At 68.9% G+C, this 15,122-nt stretch carries 14 protein-coding genes; 7 read left to right on the forward strand and 7 right to left on the reverse strand.

The genetic code is table 11. From position 1 onward, the window contains the following. Positions 1-197 precede the first annotated feature (197 nt). Together K0O62_RS01015 and K0O62_RS01020 are read left to right on the forward strand one after the other, a co-directional pair. A complete protein-coding gene (locus tag K0O62_RS01015) occupies positions 198-2,588 on the forward strand; it encodes a cadherin-like domain-containing protein (protein ID WP_131817475.1) in 2,391 nt (796 codons plus the stop codon). A gap of 75 nt (positions 2,589-2,663) precedes the next feature. Beyond that, positions 2,664-3,332 carry an SIMPL domain-containing protein gene (locus K0O62_RS01020; protein ID WP_073859434.1) on the forward strand — a complete coding sequence of 223 codons (669 nt, stop codon included), beginning with the start codon at positions 2,664-2,666 and terminating at the stop codon, positions 3,330-3,332. On the opposite strand, the gene K0O62_RS01025 is transcribed toward K0O62_RS01020, so the two are convergent. After that, positions 3,329-4,516: an alpha/beta hydrolase family protein gene (locus tag K0O62_RS01025; RefSeq protein WP_083603736.1), complete on the reverse strand. Its 1,188-nt coding sequence runs from the start codon at positions 4,514-4,516 to the stop codon at positions 3,329-3,331. The genes K0O62_RS01020 and K0O62_RS01025 overlap by 4 nt on opposite strands. Before the next feature lie 201 nt (positions 4,517-4,717). Here K0O62_RS01025 and K0O62_RS01030 point away from each other — a divergent pair, with 201 nt between their 5' ends. Next, positions 4,718-5,128, forward strand: coding sequence for a Fur family transcriptional regulator (locus K0O62_RS01030; RefSeq protein WP_205870634.1), 411 nt, complete (start codon positions 4,718-4,720; stop codon positions 5,126-5,128). A 36-nt stretch (positions 5,129-5,164) separates the two neighbouring features. Then, positions 5,165-7,381, forward strand: a complete 2,217-nt coding sequence (katG, locus tag K0O62_RS01035; protein ID WP_073859432.1) for a catalase/peroxidase HPI — start codon at positions 5,165-5,167, stop codon at positions 7,379-7,381. A gap of 141 nt (positions 7,382-7,522) precedes the next feature. On the opposite strand, the gene K0O62_RS01040 is transcribed toward katG, so the two are convergent. Continuing rightward, positions 7,523-8,461, reverse strand: a complete 939-nt coding sequence (locus K0O62_RS01040; protein ID WP_073859431.1) for a DUF808 domain-containing protein — start codon at positions 8,459-8,461, stop codon at positions 7,523-7,525. 88 nt (positions 8,462-8,549) lie between these two features. On the opposite strand from K0O62_RS01040, the gene K0O62_RS01045 reads away from it, so the two are divergent. Next, entirely contained in the window at positions 8,550-9,053 is a 504-nt protein-coding gene (locus K0O62_RS01045) for a pyridoxamine 5'-phosphate oxidase family protein (RefSeq protein WP_073859430.1), read from the forward strand. Here the strand turns inward: K0O62_RS01045 and K0O62_RS01050 are convergent. The 4 genes from K0O62_RS01050 to K0O62_RS01065 form a co-directional block, all read right to left on the reverse strand. Beyond that, entirely contained in the window at positions 9,047-9,841 is a 795-nt protein-coding gene (locus K0O62_RS01050) for a thioesterase family protein (protein WP_073859429.1), read from the reverse strand. The genes K0O62_RS01045 and K0O62_RS01050 overlap by 7 nt on opposite strands. After that, complete coding sequence (locus tag K0O62_RS01055; protein ID WP_073859428.1) at positions 9,838-10,131, reverse strand: GNAT family N-acetyltransferase; 294 nt, start codon at positions 10,129-10,131, stop codon at positions 9,838-9,840. Before K0O62_RS01055 ends, K0O62_RS01050 begins: the two co-directional genes overlap by 4 nt. Then, the gene (locus K0O62_RS01060; RefSeq protein ID WP_073859443.1) at positions 10,121-11,077 is read right to left on the reverse strand and encodes a pirin family protein; all 957 of its coding nucleotides are present in this window, start codon (positions 11,075-11,077) and stop codon (positions 10,121-10,123) included. Before K0O62_RS01060 ends, K0O62_RS01055 begins: the two co-directional genes overlap by 11 nt. A 272-nt stretch (positions 11,078-11,349) precedes the next feature. Next, positions 11,350-11,640 (reverse strand): WhiB family transcriptional regulator, encoded by a 291-nt coding sequence (locus K0O62_RS01065; RefSeq protein WP_073859427.1) that lies wholly within the window; start codon positions 11,638-11,640, stop codon positions 11,350-11,352. 334 nt (positions 11,641-11,974) lie between these two features. On the opposite strand from K0O62_RS01065, the gene K0O62_RS01070 reads away from it, so the two are divergent. Continuing rightward, complete coding sequence (locus K0O62_RS01070) at positions 11,975-12,664, forward strand: transcriptional regulator (protein ID WP_073859442.1); 690 nt, start codon at positions 11,975-11,977, stop codon at positions 12,662-12,664. Between the two features lie 7 nt (positions 12,665-12,671). On the opposite strand, the gene K0O62_RS01075 is transcribed toward K0O62_RS01070, so the two are convergent. After that, complete coding sequence (locus K0O62_RS01075) at positions 12,672-13,946, reverse strand: MinD/ParA family ATP-binding protein (protein ID WP_073859426.1); 1,275 nt, start codon at positions 13,944-13,946, stop codon at positions 12,672-12,674. Positions 13,947-14,259: 313 nt separating this feature from the next. Between K0O62_RS01075 and K0O62_RS01080 the strand changes: the two genes are divergently transcribed. After that, complete coding sequence (locus K0O62_RS01080) at positions 14,260-15,114, forward strand: ESX secretion-associated protein EspG (RefSeq protein ID WP_073859425.1); 855 nt, start codon at positions 14,260-14,262, stop codon at positions 15,112-15,114. The last annotated feature ends 8 nt before the right edge of the window (positions 15,115-15,122 follow it).

Consider the following 15,122-nt stretch of genomic DNA (forward strand, 5'->3'; position numbering starts at 1 on the left):
ATCTGGCGAGACATGGCAATCGCACAGTGAACGTAAACATAAGGGTTATCCCCGATGTACGCCGATCGGAGGATCTTTCGGCAAAATTGACGTAGTCGTATCCATCTTCTAACGCTGACGTTAATACTCAAGTCGCTGGATGGTTGCTTCAGCGAACTTTCTGAACAGCACGTGAGCACCGGAGTTAGGGGACCTTCATGGCGGGTGGGCATAGGTTGCCGAAAGGCGCCGAGAAGAATCGATCGGGCAAGGGTGGACGACGCGGTAACCATCGTGCCAAGACCGGCCGCCCGGAACCGTATGCCTGGCTCGGCGCGGGCGCGGTGACGCTCGGTCTGGGGGCTGCGCTGGCCGGTGGTACCGGCGTCGCTTACGCGGACGATGAGACCGGCGCGGGTGCCAACAGCCAATCCGACGGCTCTTCGGGCGCGCAGTCGTCCTCGGGATCCGGTGGTCAGCCTTCGAACGATCCGACCGCCGACTCGCCGAAGACGTCGCTCACCGACGAGGACTCCACGACCGGGAGCGCCACCGGCACGGTGGGCGACGAGCTCACGAACCCGGACCCGAAGGACTCCGGCCCGATCGACGCCGACCCCGACACCCTCGGTGCGGAGGCTGAAGGAGAGGAGGTCGCCGCCCCCAAGAAGAACACCCGGTCCGGCCATCTCCGCGGCGCGAAATCTGGTTTGCAGAACCGGCTTTCGGTCGAGTCCACGGCCGGTGCGGAAACGACGTCCGCGGCAGCTGCCCCGACCGGCGCCGTGGCCGACAGCGCCCAGGTCGAGACGGAGACCGGTTCGGGCGCCCCCGAGGTCACCTCCTCGGTGCAGCGGGCCGCGACTATGCAGGCCGCCTCGCTCAGTGCCTCCAACGTGGCCGCGGCAGCCGAACCCGCGGCATCGCCGATCCCGAAGGCGATCGCGGTCCCCGTGTTGAAATTCGTCGGCGGGATCCTGAACCTGTTCGGGGTCAACACCAATTCGCCGCTGCCGCAACTGGATGTCGGACTGGCCGCGGCATGGACGTGGTTCCGTCAGTTGCAGACCGACTGGGGCGTGGCGCCACCGGTCGCCGGGGTGCCCTCGGCGACCGAGCCGGATCCGGACACCGGCGTGGTCACCGGCAACATCAACGCCTCCAACCAGGCCAATCTGCCGATGACCTACAAGGTGGCGATCGACCCGCTGCTGGGTGAGGTCGTCGTCGAGGCCAAGACCGGCGCGTACACCTACACGCCGTCCGAGGCGGCGCGCTTGGCGGCGATCGTGGCGCCCATCAGCGATATCTTCACCGTCACCGTGTCGAACGGGCTGGCGTCCAACTACGTGCTCGTCACCGTACCGATCGGCGCGGCCACCTCCGCCATCCCGAACGCCCCGACGTCGGTGTCGCAGAGCACGAACACCGCCACCGGCCTGGTGACCGGACAGGTCGGCTCACCCGGCTGGTCGGGTCAGCCCCTCACCTACACCGTGCTCACCCCGACGGTCGGCGGCACGCTGAGCTTCGACGAGACGACCGGCAACTACACGTATCAGCCCTCGGCGTTGTCGATGGCGCTCGCGAGCCTCGGCCTGGCGACCCCGGACTTCTTCACCGTGGTGGCCAACAACGGTGCGATTCCCAGCCTTCCGGCCATCATCACGGTGCCGATCACCGCCATGGACGCGACGCCGACCGCGCCGGTGTCGGTGGCGCAAAGTACCAATACCGCAACAGGTTTGGTCACCGGCAGTGTGAGTTCGACGGATCCGGCCGGGCAGGCGCTGACCTACACGGTGATCACCTCGACACTGGGTGGGGCATTGACGTTCAACAGCTCCACCGGCCAGTACTCCTACCAACCGTCGGCGACATCGATGGCGCTGGCCAGCCTCGGTATCGTGACCACCGACGCGTTCACGGTGGTCGCGACCAACGGGACGTTCATCAGTGTGCCGACGATCATCACGGTGCCGATCACCGCGGTGGATGCCAAGCCCAGCACGCCGGCGGCCGGGCCACTGACCACCAATGCCGCATCGGGTTTGGTCACCGGGAGCGTGAGTTCGACGGATCCGGCCGGGCAACCGCTGACCTACACGGTGGTCACCTCGACGCTGGGCGGCACGCTCACTCTCAATGCGGCCACCGGCGCGTTCACCTACACGCCGTCGGCGGCGGCCCGGGTGGCGGCGAGCGCCGGGGTCACCACCGACGTGTTCACGGTGGTCGCCACCAACGGCACCTTCACCAGTGGTCTAGCCACGATCACCGTGCCGATCGCGCCCAACCCGTCGCCGCCGAGTGCCCCGGTGAAGGGCAGTCACACGATCGATACCGGCAACGGCCGGGTGACGAGCTCGGTGTCATCGACCGATCCGGCCGGCCTGCCGCTGACCTATTCGGTCACCACCGGTGCGGTCAGCGGCACCGTGGTGATGAACTCGAACGGCAGCTTCACCTACACACCGACGGCTGCCGCTCGGGGAGCTTCGTGGGCCGCCGGCGGCCTGAACGACGTTTTCACGGTGACGGTGTCCAACGGTTACACCTCCAACTTCGCCGTCATCACGGTGCCCATCAGCCCGAAGAGGCCGTTCTGATCGATCCTGTCGGGCAGGTTCGGCCACTCCGGCCGAGCCTGCCCGTTCGGCATTCACGGTCGTTACCCTGAGCGCATGCCGACCGAGATCACGGTGCGGGGCGCGTTCTCCGCATTCCACCCGCCCGAACGCGGGACCGTGCGCGCGAGCATCGCCTACGAGGGGCCGGACATGGGTTCGGTCTACGACCGGGTGGCCCACGATTTCGCCGCGGTGAAGGCCTCGGTCACCCGCCTGCAGGGCGGTGACCCGGCGCCGGTGACGTGGTGGTCGGCCGAGCAGCTACGCACCTGGTCGCAGCGGCCCTGGCACAAGGACGGTAAGCAATTGCCACTGGTGCACCACGCGAGCGTGGCGGTCGACGTGAAATTCCGCGACTTTGCGGCGTTGTCGCGGTGGGTGGGTGAGCACATCGCAGGCACCGCGGGATTCCGTGTGGCATCGGTCGATTGGGCACTCACCGCGGCCCGGCGGGAATCCCTGATCGCCGACGCGCGGACCCGCGCGGTGCGTGACGCACTGGCCCGGGCGCAGCAGTACGCCGACGCGCTGGACCTCGGCACGGTACGGCCGGTGGCCCTCGCCGACGCCGGAATGCTCGGGGCGGCACTGCAACCCGAAGGTGGCACCGGCGCGACGTTCCTGCGGGCGGCGGCCACCGCCGGTGGTGGCGGTGACGTCGAACTCATCCCGGAGGACATCGAGGTCGCCGCGACGGTGGACGCCCGCTTCCTGGCGGATTAACCGAAGGCGTTGCGCAGGAACGGCGTCGAATCGACCAGCGAGGCCAGCACCGTGCCGCTGTGATCCTCTTCGGGGTAGATCTGCAGCTCGACGTCCTGATTGTTGGCGTCCAGCTGCTCGTAGAACGCCAGCGTCGAGGCCGGCGGCACGTCGCGGTCCAGCAGGCCCACGCCGAGGAAGATCGGCCGGTCGTATCCGGACACCGGCGTCCCCATGAACTCGTCGAGCGCCTCGGCGATCCCCGGAATCGAGTTCAGCGGCGCATCGAACATGGCGGCCGGGCTCAGGTGCGCCAGTTCGTCGGTGAGCGGGTGCACGCACACCGTCTCGGCGCGCGCCGCCGCGTTCAGGCCGGCCGGGGAGAGCACCCGGTTGACGTCCAGGTCGGGCCGGGCCTCCCGCAGCGCCGCGAGGATGTAGGCGGTGTAGGCGTTGGCGACCGGACCCAACTCGGGCAACTGCAGATCCGGGCCGGCCTGCGCGACGAACTTCTGGATGTTGGCCGGGGTGCCGGTGGCGACCACGCCGCGGTAGTCCAGTCCGCTGCCCTGGCTGAATTCGGTTGCCCAGCGCGCACTGGACACCGCCGCGCCACCGCCCTGGGACTGCCCGACGATGGCCCACTTCGGGGACAGCGCGATATCCATCCGGTGGGCGGCGATCACCGAGTCGATGACGCCGTGTGCGGTGGTCACGCTGTTGAGGTAGCTCATCAGCCCGGGGGTGCCCAGTCCGGCGTAGTCACTGGCGACGATCACGTAACCCTGGTCCAGCCAGTGCGTCAGGTACTCGTTGTCGCGGGGGGTGCGCGGCAGCGCCGACGGGGTGCAGTCGTCGCCCAGGCCGACGGTGCCGTGCGCCCACGCGATCACCGGGTAGCCGCCGGCCGGCGCGGGGGCGTGCGGGACGAACACCGCCGCGGTGCTCACCGCGGGCGCGCCGTGCTGGTCGGTGGTCGAGTACAGGATGCGGTAGGCCGCGCCCGCGCCGGCGACCGACAATTCCGGTGCCAGCGGCACGGTGTCGATCAACGTGCCGGCCGCCGGGATCGGTCCGCTGTAGAAGCGGGCGTCCAGACCGGACCAGTTCGGCGCGGCGGCGGCCTGCGCGAGGCCGGGGACGGCGAGTACAACCGCCAGGACAACCAACAGGGTGGCGCGCAGCGCGCGTCGGAGACCGAACATGCCCGCAACCTTAAGCCCGCCGGATTTCCGGGCGGAAACCGCTCGACGGGATCTGCCGTCGCCCGGTGCGCTTTCGAGATACGTTCGGGGGAGGCCGGTTACGAACGCGTCCACGCACCGGACGCACCGCGATGCTTATCTTGACTAATTCCAGAAAACGGGCATACTGGCTGGGTGACCACGACAGCGGACTTTGCGCAGATGCTGCGGGAAGTCTCGCTACGCGTGACGCGACCCCGGCTGGCGGTGCTCGGCGCCGTAGCCGCACACCCGCATGCCGATACCGATGCGGTGATCCGCGCGGTGCGCACCGATCTGCCCGACGTGTCGCATCAGACCGTCTACGACTCGCTCAATGCGTTGACCGCGGCAGGCCTGGTGCGTCGCATCCAGCCGTCCGGTTCGGTGGCTCGCTACGAGTCACGGGTCGGGGACAACCACCACCACGTCGTGTGTCGGGCGTGCGGGGTGATCGCCGATGTCGATTGCGCGGTCGGGGCGGCCCCCTGCCTGACCGCCTCCGATGATCTCGGGTTCACGATCGACGAAGCCGAGGTCATCTACTGGGGCCTGTGCCCCGATTGTGCTACCGCACAGAGTTTTTCGCAGTAAGTAACCAGTCCGTCAGCCCCGGAGAGGATCCATAAATTGACTGACGCTCGTCCCATCGAAGAGACCCCGCCCATCGGTGAAGCGCAGACCGATCAGACCGAGGGCGGCTGCCCGGCCGGTTTCGGCAAGGTCAAGCCTCCCGTCGCCGGTGGTAGCAACCGCGATTGGTGGCCCGACCAGCTCAACCTGAAGATCCTGCAGAAGAACCCCGAGGTCATCAACCCGAACCCGGGCTTCGACTACCGCGAGGCCGTCAAGTCCCTCGATGTCGCCGCGCTGCGCGCCGACATCGTCGAGGTCATGCGTACCTCGCAGGACTGGTGGCCCGCCGACTTCGGGCACTACGGCCCGTTCTTCATCCGGATGAGCTGGCACGCCGCGGGCACCTACCGCGTGCAGGACGGCCGCGGTGGCGCGGGCACCGGCATGCAGCGCTTCGCCCCGCTGAACAGCTGGCCGGACAACGTCAACCTGGACAAGGCCCGCCGCCTGCTGTGGCCGGTCAAGCAGAAGTACGGCCAGAACCTGTCCTGGGCCGATCTGCTGGTCTATGCCGGCAACGTCGCCCTGGAGGACATGGGCTTCCGCACCGCCGGTTTCGCGTTCGGTCGTGAGGACCGGTGGGAGCCGGAGGAGGACGTCTACTGGGGTCCCGAGCAGGAATGGCTCGATGACAAGCGCTACTCCGGTGAGCGCGATCTGGAGAACCCGCTGGCCGCGGTCCAGATGGGCCTGATCTACGTCAACCCCGAAGGCCCGAACGGCAACCCGGATCCGCTGGCCTCGGCCGCCGACATCCGCGACACGTTCGGCCGGATGGCGATGAACGACATCGAGACCGCAGCGCTGATCGTCGGTGGACACACCTTCGGTAAGACCCACGGCAACGGCGATGCCGAACTCGTCGGCCCCGAGCCCGAGGCCGCCGACCTGACGCTGCAGGGCCTGGGTTGGCAGAACCCGCAGGGCACCGGCCACGGCAACGACACGGTCTCCTCGGGCCTGGAGGTCACCTGGACGCATACACCCACCAAGTGGGACAACAGCTTCCTGGAGATCCTCTACGGCAACGAGTGGGAGCTGTTCAAGAGCCCGGCCGGCGCCAACCAGTGGCGGCCCAAGGACAACGGCTGGGCCAACTCGGTGCCCGAGGCGCAGGGCACGGGCAAGACTCACCCCTCGATGCTGACCTCAGACCTCGCGCTGCGCTTCGACCCGATCTACGGCGAGATCACCAAGCGCTGGCTGGATCACCCCGAGGAGCTGGCCGAGGAGTTCGCCAAGGCCTGGTTCAAGCTGCTGCACCGCGACATGGGCCCGGTCGAGCGGTACCTCGGACCCGAGGTGCCCAGCCAGACCTGGCTGTGGCAGGACGTCGTCCCGGCCGGCAAGACGCTGTCCGACGCCGAGGTCGGCACGCTCAAGGAGGCCATCGCCAACTCGGGTCTGACTGTCCCGCAGCTGGTTTCGACGGCGTGGAAGGCCATCTCGACCTTCCGTGACAGCGACAAGCGCGGCGGCGCCAACGGCGGTCACCTGCGCCTGCAGCCGCAGTTGGGCTGGGAGGCCAACGAGCCCGACGAGCTGGCCCAGGTCATCGCCAAGCTGGAGGAGATCCAGGCGGCGTCGGGCACCGGTGTGTCCTTCGCGGACCTGGTGGTGCTGGCGGGCAACGTCGGCATCGAGACCGCTGCCAAGGCGGCCGGCCACGAGGTCAGCGTGCCGTTCACCTCGGGTCGTGGCGACGCCACCCAGGAGCAGACCGACGTCGAGTCGTTCTCCTACCTGGAGCCCAAGATCGACGGGTTCCGCAACTTCCTGGGCAAGGGCCTGCGCCTGCCCGCGGAGTTCTACCTGATCGACCGCGCCAACCTGCTGAACATCTCCGGCCCGGAGCTCACCGCTCTGGTCGGTGGTCTGCGGGTGCTCGACACCAACCACGGCGGCACCAAGCACGGTGTGTTCACCGAGCGTCCCGGCGCGCTGACGAACGACTTCTTCGTCAACCTGCTGGACATGGCCACCGAGTGGAAGCCGTCACCGGCTGACGACGGCACCTACGTCGGCACCGACCGGGCCACCGGCGCACAGAAGTACACCGGCACCCGCAACGACCTGCTGTTCGGTTCCAACTCGCAGCTGCGGGCCTGGGCCGAGGTCTACGCCGAGAACGGTGCGGAGGCGAAGTTCGTCAACGACTTCGTCGCCGCGTGGGCCAAGCTCGCCAACGCCGATCGGTTCGATCTGAACTAATTCTGCAGCCCTCATTCCAGGCCGGTCCCCAATCGGGGGGCCGGCCTGGATGTGGTTTGGGGGTGGTCCTCACCGCGCGCCGAACGCGAACGAGATCGTCGATGAAGGACGATTCGCGCGATGTTCTCGACGTCCGAGAGGCTAGTGAGCCTTCTTCTTGCCGAACGGCAGCAGGTGCACGATCACCGCGACCACGGCGCCGATCGTCAGGCCGAGAATCGCCGAGATGCCGGTGTTCACGACCCAGCCGATGCCGCCCTCGGCGAAGCCCACGGCGTGCGCAACCCAATGCTCGGCGTCGTGCACCAGGTCATACGGCGGCCGCAGACCGGCTTCGTAGCTCTGCGCGAGCAGGATGTGCCCACCCACCCAGAGCATCGCCACCGTGCCGATGATCGACAGTGCGGACAGCACCCGGGGCATCGCGGACACCAGTCCGCGGCCGAACTTCTGCGCGAAGGCCGATGACCGCTGGGCCAGCGCCAGACCGGCGTCGTCCATCTTCACGATCAGGGCCACCACGCCGTACACCGCGGCGGTGATGACGATGGCCACGACGACCAGGCTGGCGAGCCGCAACCAGAACGTCTGGTTCGCGACCTCGTTGAGCGCGATCACCATGATCTCGGCGGACAGGATGAAGTCGGTGCGAATCGCGCTGGACGTCATCGTCTTCTCGACGTCCCCGCCCGCGACCACGGCCGGCGCGGCGTGCCCGTCATCGCCTGAGATCCAGCCCCATACCTTCTCCGCACCCTCGAAGCAGAGGAACGTCGCGCCCGCCATCAGCAGGTAGGGCAACGCCCACGGCGCGAAGATGCTCAGCAGCAGGGCCGCGGGCAGGATGAACACCAGCTTGTTGCGCAGCGAGCCGATCGCGATGCGCTTGATCATCGGCAGTTCGCGGGAGGCGCTGATGCCCTGCACGTACTGCGGGGTCACCGCGGTGTCGTCGATGACGACGCCCGCGGCCTTCACGGTGGCCTTGCCCGCTGCGGCGCCGATGTCGTCGATCGATGCGGCGGCCAGGCGGGCGAGGACGGCGACGTCGTCGAGGAGTCCGAACAGCCCTGCGCTCATGTACCGCAGGCTAGCGGGTTCCCGGCGGGGATGATGCGTTCGGCGCTGCGCCGCCGGTAGAGGCGCCGGGGTCTGATATCCATTGATCATGGGAACCAATCAGCGCGCCAAGATCGTGATGTCCGATGACGAGATCACCGAGTTCATCGAGCGCAGCCGCACCGCCACCATGGCGACCGTGCTGCCCGACGGCCGGCCCCATCTGGTGGCCATGTGGTACGCGCTGATCGACGGTGAGATCTGGTTCGAGACGAAGGCCAAATCGCAGAAGGCGGTCAACCTGCGCCGCGACCCCACCGTCACCGTGATGATCGAGGACGGTCTGACCTACGACACGCTGCGCGGGGTGTCCATCGACGGCACCGCGGAGATCGTCGACGACCCGGAGACCAACCTGCGGGTCGGCATCAGCGTCTGGGAGCGCTACACCGGGCCCTACACCGACGAGATGAAGCCCTTCGTCGAGCAGATGATGAACAACCGGGTCTGTGTCCGGGTGGTGCCGAGCCGCATCCGCAGCTGGGACCACCGCAAGCTGGGCATGCCCGCGATGCCGGTCGGCGGGAACACCGCGCAGTATCTCGATCAGTGATCCCGGGGGGCGAACCCCGGGCTCAACAACGCGGTGGCCATTCCGCTGCCGATCGGGCCGGACCGGTCGAACAGCGTCGCCGTACCCGTCGCCACGCCGGCGTCGCTGTAATGGGTCAACGCGGACAGGCCGATGTCGGTGCTTTCCGGTAGCCGGCTCAGCGTCAGGGTGTAGTCGGCGTTGATGTAGACCAGGCCGCCGGGGCCGAAATGGGTCAGCGAGCTGACCACATCGCCGGCCATGGCGGCCCGGGTGAACGGTGTCATCGGCTGACCGGCGACCAGCGGGGTGACGTTGTGCACCCAGATGTGTTTGGGGCCGGTGTGCCGCCAGGCGCTCAGATCGATACTGCTGCCCGCGCCGTGGGCCACCAGTTCCATCGGCGTACCGCTGCCCACGTGCTGATCGCCGGGTGGGTCCGGGATGGGCACCGGTGCGGTCCAGATGTCGGTAGGCCCGTCCGGGCCGCGGCGCAGCTGCACCACACTGGCGCGGGCGACCATGGCACCGTCCTGAATCGCATGGGCGTCAACGACTTTGATGCGACGTCCGGCCCGGATGGTTTCGGTGCGCAGGATCAGCGGTGCCAGTGCCGCCGGGCGGAACAGGTCGACGGTCAGCCTGGCGGGCTGCAACTCGGGGTCGCCGTGCTCGCGGTCGAGGACGAATCCCAGTAGCCCGCCCAGCACGTTGCCGCTGATGGTCGCGCCCCACGGCCCCTTGGCGATGGCGGTGGGGGCGAAGGTGTCACCGTCGGCGATGAAGTAGGCCGTCGGTGTCGCGTTCACCCTTGGTACTCGGGGTGTTTGGCGATGTACTGGGTGACCATCGAGCAGTGCGAGGCGATCCGCAGGCCCGATTCGCGGGCTGCGGCCAGCGCGTCGGCCACCAGGATGGTGGCCAGACCGCGCCCGCCGAACGCGGGGTCGACCTCGGTGTGGGTGAAGGTGCGCACACCGTCTCGGTCATAGAAGTCGATCAGGCCCACCTGCTCGCCTTCGACGGAGATGGTGAACTGGTCGTCGCCGGCGCGCACGACTGCCTGGGCGCCGGTCTTGTCGGTGTGCTTATCGGCCACGAGGTTTGAGCCTAGCGTTGGGCAACGCCGGTGCGGGGAGTCGGGGGACGGCGCCGGTGTATCCGGTCACCGACCCGAATCTGTCGTCGCCGGCCTGCCAGCGGTCGCGGTACTCGGCGATCTCGTCGTGGGTGCGGCCGACGAAGTTCCACCACATCAGCAGTGCCTCCCCGAACGGGGGACCGCCCAACAGGACCATCCGGGCCGGTGCGGGGCCGCGGTTGACGATCTCCAGCCGTTGGCAGCCGGGGGACTGATACGCCAGATCACCGCGCTGCAGCACGGTGCCCCCGAACTCGACATCGCCGTCATCGAGCAGCAGCCCGTGCTCGAAGGCCGGGTCCACGTCCAGCGCGGCCGCGGTATACGGGTCCACATCGACCTGGGCGCCCAGCAGCGGGGTGAAGGTGTGCACCGGGGAGCGGCTGCCGGCCAGCTCGCCGAGGAACACCCGCAGGGTGGCGCCGTCGGCGCGGGCGATCTGCGGCACGTGATGCGCGAAATCCCGGGCGGTGTGGCGGTCGGCATCGGGCAGCGCGACCCACAGCTGCACCCCGTGCAACACGGCCGCCGCCGGGGTGGACACCTCCGAATGGCAGATACCGGCGCCGGCGGTCATCAGGTTGAGCTCGCCCGGGCGCACCATCGCGTGCACGCCGTTACTGTCTCGGTGTTCGATCTCGCCGGCGAAAAGCCAACTGACGGTCTGCAATCCGGTGTGCGGGTGGGGCGGGACGTCCATTCCGGCGCGGTCGCGGACGTCATGGGGCCCGTAGTGGTCGGCGAAGCACCACGCGCCGATCATCGAGCGTTGTCTGGCCGGAAGTGTCCGGCGCACCGACATCGCCCTCGGGCCGCCGAGCGGAACGTCGCGGGCGGGTAGAACACCGGTGAAACGCGATGCCCGACAATCGACTTCGTCCGGATCAGGATCCACGTTGCTCACCATGCCGATAGTAGACGCAGGGACGGTGTCGGCATGTCGCCTCTGGCGCAAGTGGTCGCTCGCAGCGACGATTTTCTAGTTGGTCCCCGGGGCATGACCGACACCGTCGATCTACTCAACCCGGGCGTGAGTGGATGTATTCCGGTGCCGATGCGGTGAGCAGCGCCACCCCGGCGCCGGTCAAAATTGACTCTCCCGGAAGGGAGGGCCGCACGGTCGGGGTGCCGCCCCCGCTGCCGGCCCCTCGAAAACGGCAGCGAGGGCGGCCCGTACTAGGCGGACTCCAGGAAGAGTCGGCGCATCCGCACCGGGTAACCGTTGCGTTCGGCCAGCGAGCGGAGTTGGCGCAGCGCGAAGGTGCGTCCCCGGCCGGACTCGGGGACCGAGATCCCGGCCCAGATTCCTTCCGCCCGGGGTAGCTCGCAGGCCTCCCGGGCGCAGGCCCAGCGACGCGGGCACGCCCGGCAGATCGCCTTGGCCTGCTCGTCGGCGGTCGTGGTCCAGAGATCCGGATTGCGGGTGCATTCGCCGATCGGCAGGCCGTCCATCCCCAGTGCAGTCATGGTGTGTCTCCCCCTGTGCGGCGGCAGGACTGCCGCGTTGCAGACGAATGTAGAGCACTAACCGTAGCGATGCAACAGTTTGGCGGAGTGTTGCCGTAGCGCACTCGCCGCGCCCATTGAGGTGCTTATCCGCGTAATCGCAAGTGACGAGGCATTTCTTGTGGCTTTCCCCGCGCGGATGCTGCATTCATGCCATCGCGTTGATACGGTTTCGAACGGCAGGGATGGCGCGTCCGGTCCGCCCAAGCCATAGCAGTGCTCCAGGTTTGGCTAGGATCTTGAGCGTCTGAGTCCGGTTCAGGAGGTGCCGCGCGTGGTCGAAGCCGACGCCGGCATGGTGCGGGCCGGGGCCGCTGCGGCGGCACGGCGGCGTGAACTCAACATCAGCCAGCGCAGCCTGGCCGCCGACGGGGTGATCAACGCCGGTGCGCTGATCTCCTTCGAGAAGGGCCGCAGCTGGCCGCGGCAGGCCACCCGGGCCAAATTGGAGGAAGTGCTGCAGTGGCCGGCGGGGACTATCGAGCGGGTCCGCCGCGGTGAGTCGGTGCGGGCCACCCCGGCGCGCGGCGGCGCCGTGGCCGAACCCGCCGCCGACGTCCCGCTCATCGCCCAGGCGGTGATCGCCGCCGCGAACACGATCGGCGCGACGATCGAGACCCTGCCCGCGCCGGTCGACCCCGGATTCACCGCGCGGGCCACCGCGATCCTGGCCGATCTGCGCCAGCTGGAGGCGGTGGCCTCGCGGGCCGCGCGTATCCAGGTGACCCCGGAGCTGATCCGGGCGTTGAGCACGGTGCGCAGCCGGATCGACGAGCTGACCATGCGCGCGGCGACCGCGCCCACCGCCACCTTGGGGCAGCGGCTCTACGCCGCGCGGCGGCGCGCCAACCTGACGGTGACCGAAACCGGCCAGGCCGCAGGCGTCGTCGAGGACGTCATCGTCGCCGCCGAGTCCGAACAGCCGCTGGCGGACGCCGAGGTGCGCGCTGTCGAACAACTCATCAGTCAGATCGAGTGGCGCTGAACCAGATTCAGAATCGTTCCCGGTGCCGGTCGTCATTGGTCGGGAAGTGTGCGGCCAGCGCGGCCGCGACCTCCAGGAACTTGCGCCGGGTCTGCGTCGACATCACGGCCGTCCCGGCGATCACCCCGCCGGGACGCAGCTGACCGTCGAACGGCACCTCGACGACCGCCTGCCCCTGGCCGCCGAACTGTTGCGCCAGGATGCCGCGGGTGCGTTTGTCGGCGTGTCCGTCGGAGTCGTTGAGCACCACCACGGTGCGCTGCAGCAGGCCGCTGAGTCCGCGGCTGGCCAGCCAGTCCATCGTCTGCCCGGCCGCGGCGGCGCCATCCACCCAGGGCGAGGACACCACGATCAGCGCATCGAGGTCGCGCAGCACCTCCTGGGTCACCGGGCTGTCCATGGTGGAACTGCAGTCGACGATGGAGATGCTGAAGTAGCGGTCCAGCCGCGCCGTGGCCTCCCGGTAGATGGCCGGGTCGAGCACCCTGCGGCGGGCCGGGGTGGCCTCGCCGGCCAGCACGAAGAGTCCGGCCGCATTGTTGCCGACCCGGCTGCGGATATCGGCGAACGACTCCAGGTGCTGATCGGAGGCCAGCTCCCAGTACGAGCCGACCGCCCGGGGGTCCACCCGGCTGCCGAGCTTGCCGAACGCGGTGTCCGCATCGACGGCCACCACCCGGTCCTCCTGTCGAAGTTCGGCGAAAACCGAACCGACGCAGGCGGATACGGTGGTCTTGCCGACACCGCCCTTGCCGAGGACGCCGATCTTGTAGTGCCCGCGCAGCACGCCGCGGATCCGCGCCTCCAACTCGGCCTGGCGCACCTCATCGGGTGAGGGCCCGGGATTGATCAGGCCGAAGGACGCCCGGAACACCAGCCGCCGCCAGCCCCGGCCGGGCGGCACCCGCCGCACGGGCACCAGATCGTGCACCGGTATCCGATCGGCGTAGGAGCCCGGTGGCGGCACCGGATGGTGCCCGCGGCCGGGATGCTGGGACGGGCCCGGATAGGGCGGCGGACCCGGGGGCCGCCCGCGCTGCGGCGGCGGCCCCGCAACATGCGGTCGTTCGGGGGGCGGTCCCGGCTGGGGCCGGTCCGGCCGGTGGGTGGGGATGGGACCGGTATCGGCGCCGTACGGCGGTGGGTGATCGACCGGCGGCCGGGACGGGGCCGGCGGTGCGGACTCTGGAGCGGGGTGCCGTTCGGACGGGGGCTCGTAGTCGGTCTCCGCAGGCCCCGTCCAGCCCAGCTCCCTGCGTAATGCGTCATCGCGATCGCTCACCGCGGGCCTCCTCCGGGGCTGTCGGGTCGGCGTACTACGGCCTGCACCAGTATCAACCACGGATATCCCCGGCCGGTGCCCTGCCGCGCCGCAACCGCGGGTGGCAAAGCCCGGATCCAGCCCGAATCGGGGAGAAATTCGTGCATCGGGGGGTGCCGCGGCGCTGCTACTGTCGTCGGCAGGGGTAGGAAACGGGAGCCGGTAGCCGACTCGCCATGGCGAGCCGGCAACGTGGTGTCAGGGGGGCGAAGTGGTTGTACTCGGAGTTTCGACCCGGCCGACCATGTCCGACGGCCGGTGGGTGGCATAGCCGATGACCAGCTCCTTCGCCGGGCACGGTGAGCCCACGCACTATGACGATGTCGTCGCCGTCGAGGTCACCATCGATGGCATGTTGGTCATCGCCGACCGGTTGCAGCTCGAGGAGTTTCCGCCCGCCCTCGGTATCCGGCCGAACATTCCGCAGCCGGAATTGCGGGACAAGGTCTGGGACATGGTGGCCCGCGATCTCACCGAACAGGGCGTGCTCGATGCCTTCGGCAAACCGCATCCCGAGGTCGCCGCGATGGCCGACACGCTCTCGCGTTCGGACCGGACGCTGGAGGGCCGGTGGTGGCGCCGCGACGCCGGCCCCAAGATGGTCCGCTTCGTGGTCTGCCGCAAGGGCGACCGGCACGTCATCGCCGCCCGGGACGGCGACCTGCTGGTGTTGCAGCGGGTGGCGCCCCAGGTCGGGCTGGCAGGCATGGTGACCGCGGTGCTCGGGGCGGCCGAACCGGCCGAGGTGGAGCCCATGACCGGGGTTTCGGCCCGCCTCGCCGAGTCGAGCACACCGAATCAGTTGGCGCAGTTCGGAATCGCGCCGGCCTCGGCGCGGATCTACGCCGAGGCGACCGCCGATCCGAGCAGCTGGGTCGAGATCACGGCCACCGAACGGCACTCCGGGGGCACCTTCACCCAGGCCGATGTCGCGGCCGGGGTACTGGACTCGCCGCTGGGCCGCATCGTGTCGATTCCGCGGAAGGTCAACGGCGAGCTGTTCGGCAGCTTCCTCGCCGGCACCCAGGACAACCTGCAGCGGGCGCTCGACGAGCTGATGACCTTCCTGCCCTCGGGGGCGTGGTTCGAGGCCAGGACCGACACCGACTTCTACTACGACGGCGATTGAGGGCTTGG

Source organism: Mycolicibacterium diernhoferi, assembly GCF_019456655.1.
GTDB classification, from domain to species: domain Bacteria; phylum Actinomycetota; class Actinomycetes; order Mycobacteriales; family Mycobacteriaceae; genus Mycobacterium; species Mycobacterium diernhoferi.

Coding starts and splice junctions, on each gene's coding strand:
- K0O62_RS01015 (WP_131817475.1), top strand. CDS start 198: ATGGCGGGTGGGCATAGGTTGCCGAAAGGCGCCGAGAAGAATCGATCG.
- K0O62_RS01020 (WP_073859434.1), top strand. CDS start 2,664: ATGCCGACCGAGATCACGGTGCGGGGCGCGTTCTCCGCATTCCACCCG.
- K0O62_RS01025 (WP_083603736.1), bottom strand. CDS start 4,516: ATGTTCGGTCTCCGACGCGCGCTGCGCGCCACCCTGTTGGTTGTCCTG.
- K0O62_RS01030 (WP_205870634.1), top strand. CDS start 4,718: ATGCTGCGGGAAGTCTCGCTACGCGTGACGCGACCCCGGCTGGCGGTG.
- K0O62_RS01040 (WP_073859431.1), bottom strand. CDS start 8,461: ATGAGCGCAGGGCTGTTCGGACTCCTCGACGACGTCGCCGTCCTCGCC.
- K0O62_RS01045 (WP_073859430.1), top strand. CDS start 8,550: ATGGGAACCAATCAGCGCGCCAAGATCGTGATGTCCGATGACGAGATC.
- K0O62_RS01065 (WP_073859427.1), bottom strand. CDS start 11,640: ATGACTGCACTGGGGATGGACGGCCTGCCGATCGGCGAATGCACCCGC.
- K0O62_RS01070 (WP_073859442.1), top strand. CDS start 11,975: ATGGTGCGGGCCGGGGCCGCTGCGGCGGCACGGCGGCGTGAACTCAAC.
- K0O62_RS01080 (WP_073859425.1), top strand. CDS start 14,260: ATGACCAGCTCCTTCGCCGGGCACGGTGAGCCCACGCACTATGACGAT.